Consider the following 12,700-nt stretch of genomic DNA (forward strand, 5'->3'; position numbering starts at 1 on the left):
TCGGCTTGTTTTTTGCCCGCCAAGACCTTCAGTGGATAGGGTGTTATGTCCGGAAAAGCGCAACAGCAGTCTCGTATCAAAGAGTTGATCACCCGCGGTCGTGAGCAGGGCTACCTGACTTACGCGGAGGTCAACGACCACCTGCCTGAGGATATTTCAGATCCGGAACAGGTGGAAGACATCATCCGCATGATCAACGACATGGGGATCAACGTATTCGAGAGTGCTCCGGATGCGGATGCCCTTCTGTTGGCGGAAGCCGACACCGACGAAGCCGCGGCCGAAGAAGCCGCTGCTGCGTTGGCGGCAGTTGAAACCGATATCGGCCGCACGACCGACCCGGTGCGCATGTATATGCGCGAAATGGGTACCGTCGAGCTGCTGACCCGTGAAGGCGAGATCGAAATCGCCAAGCGGATCGAGGAAGGCATCCGTGAAGTCATGGGCGCCATCGCTCACTTCCCGGGCACCGTCGACTACATTCTCGGCGAATACGACCGCGTCACCGCCGAAGGCGGCCGCCTGTCCGACGTCCTCAGCGGTTACATCGACCCTGACGACAACATCGCCGCACCGACCGAAGAAGTACCAGTACCTGGTGCCAAGGCACCTGCGGCCAAGGAAGAGTCGGAAGACGAAGACGAAGAAAGTGAAAGCGGTGACGACGAGGAAGAGACCGAAAGCGGTCCTGATCCGGTCGTTGCAGCCCAGCGCTTCGGCGCCGTTGCCGATCAGCTTCAGGTCACCGCCAAGGTCCTGAAGAAGCACGGCCGTGACGTCAAGGAAAGCATCGAGGCCCTGCAGGCCCTGGCTGACCTGTTCATGCCGATCAAGCTGGTGCCAAAGCAGTTCGACGTGCTCGTCGAGCGCGTGCGCGATGCCTTGAACCGCCTGCGTCAGCAAGAGCGTGCGATCATGCAGCTGTGTGTGCGTGACGCCCGCATGCCGCGTGCCGACTTCCTGCGCCTGTTCCCGAGCAACGAAACCGACCAGACCTGGTCCGGTGACCTGGCCAAGCGCAACACCAAGTGGGCAGCCGCCCTGGGTGAAAAGGACGCCGCCATCGTCGCCTGCCAGCAGAAGCTGATCGACCTTGAGAACGAGACTGGCCTGACCGTCGCCGAGATCAAGGAAATCAACCGTCGCATGTCCATCGGTGAGGCGAAAGCCCGCCGCGCCAAGAAAGAAATGGTCGAGGCGAACCTGCGTCTGGTGATCTCCATCGCCAAAAAGTACACCAACCGTGGCCTGCAGTTCCTCGACCTGATCCAGGAAGGCAACATCGGCCTGATGAAGGCGGTGGACAAGTTCGAATACCGTCGCGGCTACAAGTTCTCGACCTACGCCACCTGGTGGATTCGCCAGGCGATCACCCGCTCGATCGCCGACCAGGCGCGCACCATCCGTATTCCGGTGCACATGATCGAGACGATCAACAAGCTCAACCGTATTTCCCGCCAGATGCTGCAGGAAATGGGCCGTGAACCGACCCCGGAAGAGCTCGGTGAGCGCATGGAAATGCCAGAGGACAAGATCCGCAAGGTATTGAAGATCGCCAAAGAACCGATCTCCATGGAAACCCCGATCGGTGACGACGAAGATTCGCACCTGGGCGACTTCATCGAGGACTCGACCATGCAGTCCCCGATCGACGTGGCCACGGTCGAAAGCCTCAAGGAAGCGACCCGTGACGTGCTCTCGGGCCTGACCGCACGCGAAGCCAAGGTGCTGCGCATGCGCTTCGGTATCGACATGAACACCGACCACACCCTCGAAGAGGTGGGCAAGCAGTTCGACGTGACCCGTGAGCGGATCCGTCAGATCGAAGCCAAGGCGTTGCGCAAATTGCGCCACCCGACTCGCAGCGAGCATCTGCGCTCCTTCCTCGACGAGTGATGACAAACCCCGGCCCAGGCCGGGGTTTTTCTTATCCGACAAATAGTTGTGATCGGCTACTCGGCTGGCTCAATGCCAGTCTACACTCGACTTCAGACCAACTGAATGCGAGGCTGCTATGCCGCCGATGCCGGCCATTCTGTTGCTGCTCCTGATGCTGTGGAACACAACGGCCGGCGCCCTGACCCTGACAGACGAGGAAAAAACCTGGCTCGCTGCCCATCCGCAGTTGAGACTGGGCGTCGACGCTTCCTGGCCACCGTTCGAGTTTCGTGACCAGGAGGGCCGGTACCAGGGATTGGCCGCCGATTACATCGCCTTACTCCAGGATCGCCTGGGAGTAACCCTGAAACCGGTCGAGCCCAGCAGCTGGACCGAAGTGTTGCAGCAGGCGCGCGAAGGCCGTATCGACCTGCTGCCTGGCATCATGTCAACGCCGGAACGCCAGGGCTACCTGGCGTTCACCCGCCCCTATCTCGATTTCCCTATCGTCATCCTGGCCCATGAAGGCGGCCCACAACCGCGTACGCTCAAAGACTTGTACGGGCTGAAGATCGCCGTAGTGGAAAACTACGCGCCCCATGAACTGCTGCGCACCCACCACCCGGACCTCAACCTGGTGGCGATGCCGAATGTCAGCTCGACCCTGCAGGCACTCGCCACCGACGCGGTGGACGCCGTGGTCGGCGACCTCGCCTCGAGCATCTGGAGCCTGCGCCAGCTCAAGCTCGAAGGGCTGTATGTGAGCGGCGAAACGCCCTATCGCTATCAGTTGGCAATGGCCGCGCCCCGTGACCAGCAGGTACTGGTCGGCATCCTCGACAAGGTGATGGCCGACATGTCCAGCGATGAGCTCAGCCATATCCAGCAGCGCTGGGTCGGCAACGTGGTCGACCAGCGTAGCTTCTGGCGTGACACGCTGTTCTATGGCCTGCCTGCCGTCCTGCTGCTGATCGCCATTCTCGCCGTGGTCATCCGCATCAATCGCCGGCTCAGTTCGGAAATCTCCCGACGCATCGCCCTGGAGCAGGAACTGCGTAGCAGCGAATACCATTACCGCGGCCTGATCGAGAGCCTCTCGGCAATCGCCTGGGAGGCCGACGCCAACGACTTCACCTATAGCTATGTCTCGCCGCATGCCGAAGACCTGCTGGGCTACCCCCTGCACGACTGGCTCAAACCTGGTTTCTGGCGCAGCATCCTGCACCCCGACGATGCGCTCTGGGCCCAGGCCTTCTGCGAAAGTGAAACCGCCGCAGGTCGTGATCACAGCCTCGATTACCGCCTGGTGCGTGCCGACGGCCAGCCGCTTTGGATACGCAATATCGTCAGCATGATCGAACACGGCCACCGGCCGGTAATGCGCGGCCTGATGATCGACATCAGCGAGACCAAGCGCACCGAAGACGCCCTGCGGCTGTCGGAGCAGAAGTTCGCCTCGGTGTTCGAGCAGTGCCCGGACATTCTGCTGATCGCACGGCACAGCGATGGCGTGCTGCTCGAGGTCAATGACGCCTTCGAAGAACAGATTGGCCTGACACCGGGCGAAGTCATCGGCCGCACCGCCACCGAGCTCAATCTGTGGGGCGTCGAAGGCATGGGCCCCAGGCTTCTCGAACGCCTGCAGCAAGGCGGCCTGCGCAACCTCGAAATGACCTTCCGCCGCAGCAACGGCCAGTTGTTCACCGGCCTGACCTCGGCCGAAACTTTCGAACTCGACGGTACCCTGGCGCTGGTCGTGGCTGTTCGCGACATCAGCCAGCTCAAGGAAACCCAGCAACAGCTGCAGACCTCCGAGGAAAAGTTCGCCAAGGCCTTCCACGCCTCACCTGACGGCCTGTTGCTGTCACGCCAGAGCGATGGCCTGCTATTGGAGGTCAACGAGGGCTTCTGCCGCCTGACCGGTTACGAATTCAACCAGCCTATCGATCAGACCTCGTTCGACCTGGGGATCTGGGTCGACCTGAACGAACGCAAGCGCCTGATCGACCAGCTTGGCCGCGATGGCTTCGTGCGGGACTTCAGCTGCCACCTGCGCCGCAGCGACGGGCAGATTCGCCTCTGCGAGCTGGCGGCTCGGCCACTGCCGATCGGTGGTGTCGACTGCATGCTGACCATCGCCCGCGACATCACCGAACGCCACCTGATGCAGGAAAAACTGCAACTGGCTGCCACCGTGTTCGAAAATACCGCTGAAGGCGTACTGATCACCGACACCGACCAGCGCATCAGTGCAGTCAACCGTGCCTTCAGCGAGATTACCGGCTACAGCGAGATCGAAGCACTCGGCCAGACTCCGCGCCTGCTTGCCTCCGGTCAGCATGACAGCGCCTTCTACGCCGCCATGTGGCACCAGCTCACTGCTGAAGGGCACTGGCAGGGAGAGATCTACAACAAGCGCAAGAATGGCGAACTGTACCCCGGTTGGCTGACCATCAGCGCCGTACGCAACAACGAACGCAACATCACCCACTTCGTCGCCGTGTTCGCCGACATTTCCAGCCTCAAGCATGCACAGGCCAAACTCGACTACCAGGCCCACCACGACCCGCTGACCGGCTTGCCCAACCGCGCCCTTTTCGAAAACCGGCTGCAGGCTGTGCTGACCAGTGCGCAGGTGTCCAACCGCCAAGGCGCCGTGCTGTTCCTCGACCTGGACCGCTTCAAACACATCAACGACAGCCTCGGCCACCCGGTCGGCGACCTGTTGCTCAAAGGCATCGCCCAGCGCCTCAAGGAGCAGGTGCGCGACGTCGATACCGTGGCCCGCCTGGGTGGCGACGAATTCATCATCCTGCTGCCCGGCCTGCACAAGCCCAGCGATGCCCATGCCATCGCCAACAAATTGCTGGCCTGCTTTGTCGCCCCGTTTCAGGCCGGCGAGCACGAGTTCTTCACCAGCGCCAGCATCGGCATCAGCCTCTACCCGCAGGATGGCACCGACGTTGCCACGCTGATCCGCAACGCCGACGCTGCCATGTACCGCTCCAAGGCCAAAGGCCGCAACCGCGTCGAAGCCTACACCCGAGACCTGACCGTGCAGGCCAGCGAACGCATCGCCATGGAGCACGAACTGCGCCGCGCGATCGAGCGCAACGAGATGAGCCTGAGCTTCCAGCCGAAGCTGAGCATCAAGACCCAGACCCTGATCGGGGCCGAAGCGCTGATTCGCTGGAGTCACCCGACGTTCGGCGAAGTACCGCCCGAGCATTTCATTCACCTGGCCGAAGAGAACGGCAGCATTCTCCAGCTCGGCGATTGGGTGCTGGAGCAGGCCTGCCAGCAGATGCACCGTTGGAAAAAGGATTTCGAGCCCTTTGGACCGCTGTCGATCAACCTGGCTGGCGCACAGCTGCGCCACCCCAACCTCGCCAAGCGCATCGAGCACCTGTTGAAGGTCTACCAGCTGAAAGCGGGCGACCTGCAGCTGGAAATCACCGAGAACTTCATCATGAGCCAGGCCGAAGAAGCCCTGGCCGTGTTGCACCAGCTCAAGCAACTGGGCGTGCAGCTGGCGATCGACGATTTCGGCACCGGATACTCATCACTGAGCTACCTCAAGCGCCTGCCGCTGGATATCCTCAAGATCGACAAGTCATTCATCCGTGGCTTGCCGGATGATCCTCACGACGCCGCCATCGCCCGCGCCATCATCGCGCTGGGGCGCAGCATGCAGTTGACGATCATTGCCGAAGGTGTGGAGAACCAGGCGCAGCAACGCTTCCTCGCCGCCGAGGGCTGCGAGCAGATCCAGGGCTACATCGTCAGCTTGCCCCTGCCACCCGATGAGTTCGCAGCGACGTTTCTTCGTATAGCACTGTCTGATCTTTCGGATGGCACGCTTTCAAAACCCTCGTTATAATCCGGGCACTTACTGAGGGCCTATAGCTCAGTTGGTTAGAGCAGAGGACTCATAATCCTTTGGTCCACGGTTCGAGTCCGTGTGGGCCCACCAGATACAACGAAAGCCGCGCTGATGCGCGGCTTTTTTGTGCCCGATTGGTGACCATTCAGGGGCTTGCCCTGCTCACCTGCGGCTGGCTAGGCTAGCGGACCCTCCGTAGAGACTCACCATGTCGGACTCCCGCCCCATCACCCTCGACGAAATCGACCGCCAGCTGATCGCCCTGCTGCAGATCAACGCCCGCGAAAGCGTCGCCACCCTCGCCCGCCAGCTGGGCATCGCCCGCACCACGGTCAACTCGCGACTGGAGCGGCTGGAAAAGAACAAGGTCATCACCGGCTACGGTGTGCGCCTGGGCCAGCGCCTGATCGGCGGTGGGCTGCAGGCTTATGTCGGGATCAAGGTGCAGCCCCGCTCCGGCAAGGAGGTGGTAAGGCGCCTCAGTGCCATGGGGCAGGTGCAACAGTTGTGTGCAGTGAGTGGCGAGTTCGACTATGTAGCCTGGCTGCGCAGCGATTCGCCAGAACAACTGGACCAATTGCTGGATCAGATTGGCAGTGTCGAGGGGGTGGAGAAGACCACTACTTCAATCATCCTCAGCAGCAAGGTCGATCGCGGGCAGCCGGCCTGAACCCGCCCCCATGACGAGAGGCGCCACCCAGTGATCGTCAAAATCTAAACATTGTTAGTCAAAATGACGAACCAAGGCTCATTGCGACACTACTTTGCATCTTAATTACGAACACCCCGCTTCATAAAATGACCGCCAGCCATCTCCTATACTCAGGCTCCGCCCCCGCGCAGCCGCTCTGGCAAGGTCACTTCATGAACAAGAAAAACCGCCACCCCGCCGACGGCAAGCAGCCCATCACCATCTTCGGCCCGGATTTCCCCTTCGCCTTCGACGACTGGCTGGAACACCCGGCAGGCCTGGGCAGCATCCCGGCCGAACGTCATGGTGAAGAAGTCGCCATCGTTGGCGCAGGCATCGCCGGCCTGGTCGCAGCCTACGAATTGATGAAGCTGGGCCTCAAGCCTGTGGTGTACGAGGCGTCGAAACTGGGTGGGCGGCTGCGTTCGCAGGCCTTCAACGGCACCGACGGCATCATCGCCGAGCTCGGCGGCATGCGCTTCCCGGTGTCCTCCACCGCCTTTTACCACTACGTCGACAAGCTGGGCCTGGAAACCAAGCCCTTCCCCAACCCGCTGACTTCTGCCTCGGGCAGCACGGTGATCGACCTCGAAGGCCAGACCTACTACGCCGAAAAGGCCAGTGACCTGCCGAAACTGTTCCACGAAGTGGCCGACGCCTGGGCAGATGCGCTGGAAAGCGGTGCGCAGTTTGCCGATATCCAGCAAGCGATCCGTGACCGTGATGTACCCCGGTTGAAAGCGCTTTGGAACAAGCTGGTGCCGCTGTGGGACGACCGCACCTTCTACGACTTCGTCGCCACCTCGCGCTCGTTCGCCCAACTGAGCTTCCAGCACCGCGAAGTATTCGGCCAGGTCGGTTTCGGCACCGGCGGTTGGGACTCGGACTTCCCCAACTCGATGCTGGAAATCTTCCGCGTGGTGATGACCAACTGCGACGACCATCAGCACCTGATCGTCGGCGGGGTGGAACAGGTACCACAGGGCATCTGGCGCCATGTGCCGGAACGCTGCGCCCATTGGCCAGAAGGCACCAGCCTCAGTTCGCTGCATGGCGGCGCACCGCGCACTGGGGTCAAGCGCATCGCCCGCGCTGCCGATGGGCGCCTGGCGGTCACCGACAACTGGGGTGACACCCGCCACTATGGCGCGGTGCTCGCCACCTGCCAAAGCTGGCTGCTGACCACCCAGATCGACTGCGAAGAGTCGCTGTTCTCGCAGAAGATGTGGATGGCCCTGGACCGCACCCGCTACATGCAGTCGTCGAAGACCTTCGTCATGGTCGACCGACCGTTCTGGAAGGACAAGGACCCGCAAACCGGCCGCGACCTGATGAGCATGACCCTCACCGATCGCCTCACCCGCGGTACCTACCTGTTCGACAACGGTGACGACAAGCCGGGCGTCATCTGCCTGTCCTACGCCTGGATGAGCGACGCCTTGAAGATGCTGCCGCATCCGGTGGAAAAGCGCGTGCAACTGGCTTTGGATGCGCTGAAGAAGATCTACCCCAAGACCGACATTGCCGGGCACATCATCGGCGACCCGATCACCATTTCCTGGGAAGCCGACCCGCACTTCCTCGGTGCGTTCAAGGGCGCGCTGCCCGGCCACTACCGCTACAACCAGCGCATGTACGCGCACTTCATGCAGCAGGACATGCCTGCCGAGCAACGTGGCATGTTCATCGCCGGTGACGACGTCTCGTGGACCCCGGCCTGGGTCGAAGGTGCGGTGCAGACGTCGCTGAATGCGGTGTGGGGTATCATGAACCACTTCGGTGGCCACACCCACCCGGACAACCCAGGCCCGGGCGATGTATTCGACGAAATCGGGCCCATCGCTCTGGCTGACTGAAACCAAGGAGGCAGCATGCGCATCGCTCTGTTCCAGGGCGCACCCAACCCGCTGGACGTGCCCGGCAACCTGCAACGGCTGCGCCATCAGGCGCAGTTGGCGGCCGAGCGTGGCGCGCAATTGCTGGTGTGCCCAGAGATGTTCCTGAGCGGCTACAACATCGGCCTGGCGCAGGTCGAACGGCTGGCCGAAGCCGAAGATGGCCCGTCGGCCATGGAGGTGGTGGAGATCGCCCAGGCGCACCGCATCGCCATCGTCTACGGCTACCCGGAGCGCGCCGATGACGGGGCGATCTACAACAGCGTGCAGTTGATCGATGCCCATGGCCGCAGCCTGTGCAATTACCGCAAGACCCACCTGTTCGGCGAGCTGGACCGGGCAATGTTCAGCCCTGGCGCCGACCATTTCCCGGTGGTCGAGCTGGAAGGCTGGAAGGTCGGCATGCTGATCTGCTACGACATCGAGTTCCCGGAAAACGCCCGGCGCCTGGCGCTGGCAGGTGCCGAGCTGATCCTGGTGCCGACGGCGAACATGACGCCGTACGATTTCGTCTGCCAGGTGACCGTGCGCTCGCGGGCGCAGGAGAACCAGTGCTACCTGGTGTATGCCAACTACTGCGGGGCCGAAGGCGAGATCCACTACTGCGGGCAGAGCAGCATCATCGGGCCTGACGGCAGCCTGCTGGCCATGGCCGGGCGCGATGAGTGCCAGTTGCTGGCTGAGCTGGAGCGTGAGCGGGTGGTGCGGGGGCGTGAGGCGTTTCCATACCTGACCGATCTGCGCCAGGAACTGCATCGGCGTCAGGGCTGACAGGGGCCGCTTTGCGGCCCATTCTTACAAATGGGTTAGCATGAACACCTGCCCCGGAGTTCCCATGCCTGACACCACCCGCCCCCTTACCCTCGCCAATGGCCTGCAGCTGACCCTGCGCCACGCCCCGCGCCTGAAGCGCTCGGCGGCCGCCTTGAGGGTGCATGCGGGGAGCCATGACGCCCCAACTGCATGGCCTGGCCTGGCCCACTTCCTTGAGCACCTGTTCTTCCTCGGCACCGCGCGGTTCCCGCTGGAAGACGGCCTTATGCGCTACGTCCAGGCCCTCGGCGGCCAAGTCAACGCCAGCACCCGCGAGCGCACCACCGACTTCTTCTTCGAAGTACCGCCCGCCGCTCTGGCAGGTGGCCTGCAGCGCCTGTGCCAGATGCTTGCCGAACCGGACCTGGGCATCGAGCGCCAACGCCGCGAGCGGGAAGTCATCCACGCCGAATTCATCGCCTGGTCGCGCAACCCGCAGGCGCAGCAGCAATTTGCCTTGCTGCAATCGGTGGCTGGCAATCATCCGCTGATCGGCTTTCATGCAGGCAACCGCTATTCCCTCGGCCTGCGCAATCTTGCCTTCCAGCATGCCCTCAGCGGCTTCCACCAGCGCTTCTACCAGGGCGGCCAGATCACCCTGAGTCTCTGCGGCCCGCAACCCTTGGATGAACTGGAACAACTTGGCAGGCAATACGCCGGCCTCTTCGAGACCGGCGCCCCTGTGCTACAAGCCTTGCCCCCCGCCCTGGCCACCAACAAGCCACTGCTGTTCGCCCACGACGGCCTGCCGGCAGGTGCAGAACAGGCGTTGGAGCTGCTGATCGCCAACCTGGGCGACAATCGCCCCGGCAGTTGGCTGGATGCACTGGAGCGACGTGGCTGGCTCAAAGGGTTCAAGGTCGAGACGTTGTATGCCTTCGCCGGGCAACTGCTCTGGCACATCGACCTGAAGCTCGCTGCAGATGCCGACACCGATGAAGCGTTGAAGCTGTTGCACGGCTGGTTCGACTTCATCCGCCAGGCAGCCCCAACCCAACTCAACAGTACGTTTGGCTGCTTGCAACAACGCCGTCAACGCAGCGCCAGCGCACTGGAGCTGGCCCGCCGCGACAGCGCCGGGCAGCCGTTTGCAACATTGGATACACAAGCGCTGATTGCGTTCGAAGCGCTGCTAGAACAGCTGCCACGTCACCCATACGGGCAATGGCAACTGCCGGCGGCCGAGCCCTTGTTGTTCGCTGAACTGCCCACCGCTCGAACTGCAGAGCTGCCACCTGCGCTGGGTATCAGCGACCTGCTTCCACCTGCCAGGCAATACGCTGCACTATATTTGCGCTGGCACGTGCCATCGGCACTGCGCCAGCGTCTTCATGGCGTACTTGAACACGCCTTGCACCCCCTGCAGGTACGTTGCGAGCAGGCCGGCGTGCAACTGCAATTCAACGCGTATGGCGAGTACTGGCAGCTACGCTGCACTGGCCATCCGGCAGCAGTGGTGCGCGCCGCAGGCCAGGCCCTGGCGCTGATGCAGGCGCCCTCCAACTGGCAGCCATCGCCACCTGAGGCGCTCGCCCTGATACCGATCCGGGCATTGCTCCATCAGCTACCCGACGCCGTGCTCGGCACTCGCGCTGCGGCAACGCCGTCCTGCACCCTCGACCAGGCGCTGCTCGACGGCGCCTGGCAGCACAGCCACTGGCAAGGGCTGGCCGTGGGTTTCGATAGCAGCGCCGTGCAGGCACTGGGCGCAGTGCTGCAGGGCTGCCCAGGGCAAGGCGCGGTGCCCCCGCCTGCTGCCCTCTGGGCTGGCCATCGCTGGCACCATGCCGAGGTGCCGGGCAGTGAAAATGCCCTGCTGCTGTTCTGCCCGCTGCCTGCCGCGCGGCAAGCCAGTGGTCGCCTGCTGGCGCAGCTGCTGCAAGGTCCGGTGTATCAACGCCTGCGGGTCGAACTGCAATTGGGCTACGCGGTTTTCAGTACCTTCCGTCAGGTCGAAGGCATCGGTGGCCTGCTGTTCGGCGTGCAGTCGCCGCATGCCAGCCAGGCCGAAATCCTCGCTCACCTGCGCGAACTTCTAGGCCAGGGCGTCACACTCGACGCCCATGCTCGCCAGGCGCTGGCCGATCAGTTCGACGAACCGGCCATGGCCAACGCCGAGGTCGCCGAATGGGCATGGCAGACACACCTGGCCACACAGCCGGGCGACCTACATGCGTTGCAGCGGTCTATCCTGATGACGCAACAAGCAGATCTGGACGGCCTGCTAGGCGACCTGCTCGGTACCGATTGCGCCTGGCTTTGCCTGGCCAACTGCGCCACGCCAGATGCCTCCTGGCACTGATTTCGCGGGGATTGTTACGTTTACTGCAAGGGCGCTTATCAAAGAATTAACCTTTCAGTACAAATTTTTCTTGTAAGATAACGCTATCTCAGCCAACGGAACCTCCTGCTCCAGGTGGCACCCAATGAGTAGCTGAAGCACCCCAACCCCATCCGGAAGGAGAACGCCCATGTGGACCAAACCTGCATACACTGACCTGCGTATCGGCTTCGAAGTGACTATGTACTTCGCCAACCGCTAAGCCCTGCTTTGCGGTTCGACGCCTCGGCCCGCCGGGGCGTCGTCGTTTTTCGGATACGGCTTTTCGCAGAAAGGAGTGGCCATGTACATCCAGATTCTCGGTTCCGCCGCCGGTGGTGGTTTCCCGCAGTGGAACTGCAACTGCGTCAACTGCAAGGGCTATCGCGACGGCAGCCTGCGCGCCACGGCACGCACCCAGTCGTCCATCGCCCTGTCCGACGACGGTGAGCACTGGATCCTGTGCAATGCCTCGCCCGACATCCGCGCCCAGCTCCAGGCCTTCGCGCCGATGCAACCGGCGCGTGCCCTGCGCGATACCGGGATCAACGCCATCGTCCTGCTCGACAGCCAGATCGACCACACCACCGGCCTGCTCAGCCTGCGTGAAGGCTGCCCGCACCAGGTCTGGTGCACCGACATGGTCCACCAGGACCTGACCACCGGCTTCCCGCTGTTCAACATGCTCAGCCACTGGAACGGTGGCCTGCAGTGGAACCGCATCGAGCTCGAAGGCAGCTTCGTCATCGACGCCTGCCCCAACCTCAGGTTCACCCCCTTCCCCCTGCGCAGCGCCGCGCCGCCCTACTCGCCGCACCGCTTCGACCCACACCCGGGCGACAACCTCGGCCTGTTGGTCGAGGACACGCGCAGCGGCGGCAAGCTGTTCTACGCCCCCGGCCTTGGCCAGGTCGATGCCAAGCTGCTGCAGATGATGCACGACGCCGACTGCCTGCTGGTCGACGGCACGCTGTGGGAGGACGATGAAATGCAGCGCCGCGGTGTCGGCACCCGCACCGGCCGCGAGATGGGCCACCTGGCGCAGAATGGCCCGGGCGGCATGCTCGAAGTGCTCGACGGTTTCCCGCGCCAGCGCAAGGTGCTTATCCACATCAACAACACCAACCCGATCCTCGACGAAGACTCCCCCGAGCGCGCCGAAGTCCAGCGCCGCGGCGTCGAAGTCGCCTTCGACGGCATGAGCATCGAGTTGTAAGGAG

At 62.8% G+C, this 12,700-nt stretch carries 8 protein-coding genes and 1 tRNA gene; all 9 read left to right on the forward strand.

Going from position 1 to position 12,700, the window contains the following annotated elements; translation table 11 throughout:
* Nucleotides 1–45 precede the first annotated feature (45 nt).
* Nucleotides 46–1,896, forward strand: coding sequence for an RNA polymerase sigma factor RpoD (gene rpoD / locus ABE528_RS22505; protein WP_152957984.1), 1,851 nt, complete (start codon nt 46–48; stop codon nt 1,894–1,896).
* Nucleotides 1,897–2,014: 118 nt separating this feature from the next.
* Nucleotides 2,015–5,758: an EAL domain-containing protein gene (locus tag ABE528_RS22510; RefSeq protein ID WP_346654099.1), complete on the forward strand. Its 3,744-nt coding sequence runs from the start codon at nt 2,015–2,017 to the stop codon at nt 5,756–5,758.
* 16 nt (nt 5,759–5,774) lie between these two features.
* A tRNA-Ile gene (locus ABE528_RS22515) sits at nt 5,775–5,851 on the forward strand.
* 118 nt (nt 5,852–5,969) lie between these two features.
* The gene (locus ABE528_RS22520) at nt 5,970–6,431 is read left to right on the forward strand and encodes an Lrp/AsnC family transcriptional regulator (RefSeq protein WP_152957982.1); all 462 of its coding nucleotides are present in this window, start codon (nt 5,970–5,972) and stop codon (nt 6,429–6,431) included.
* 194 nt (nt 6,432–6,625) lie between these two features.
* A complete protein-coding gene (locus tag ABE528_RS22525; protein ID WP_346654100.1) occupies nt 6,626–8,308 on the forward strand; it encodes an FAD-dependent oxidoreductase in 1,683 nt (560 codons plus the stop codon).
* A gap of 15 nt (nt 8,309–8,323) precedes the next feature.
* On the forward strand, nt 8,324–9,118 hold the full coding sequence (locus ABE528_RS22530; RefSeq protein ID WP_152957980.1) for a carbon-nitrogen hydrolase family protein: 795 nt from the start codon (nt 8,324–8,326) through the stop codon (nt 9,116–9,118).
* Nucleotides 9,119–9,182: 64 nt separating this feature from the next.
* The gene (gene pqqF, locus ABE528_RS22535; RefSeq protein WP_346654101.1) at nt 9,183–11,462 is read left to right on the forward strand and encodes a pyrroloquinoline quinone biosynthesis protein PqqF; all 2,280 of its coding nucleotides are present in this window, start codon (nt 9,183–9,185) and stop codon (nt 11,460–11,462) included.
* Nucleotides 11,463–11,631: 169 nt separating this feature from the next.
* The gene (gene pqqA, locus ABE528_RS22540; RefSeq protein ID WP_003243383.1) at nt 11,632–11,703 is read left to right on the forward strand and encodes a pyrroloquinoline quinone precursor peptide PqqA; all 72 of its coding nucleotides are present in this window, start codon (nt 11,632–11,634) and stop codon (nt 11,701–11,703) included.
* Nucleotides 11,704–11,784: 81 nt separating this feature from the next.
* On the forward strand, nt 11,785–12,696 hold the full coding sequence (pqqB, locus tag ABE528_RS22545) for a pyrroloquinoline quinone biosynthesis protein PqqB (RefSeq protein ID WP_152957978.1): 912 nt from the start codon (nt 11,785–11,787) through the stop codon (nt 12,694–12,696).
* The last annotated feature ends 4 nt before the right edge of the window (nt 12,697–12,700 follow it).

The organism is Pseudomonas sp. TWI628 (genome assembly GCF_039673865.1).
Taxonomy (GTDB): Bacteria; Pseudomonadota; Gammaproteobacteria; order Pseudomonadales; family Pseudomonadaceae; genus Aquipseudomonas.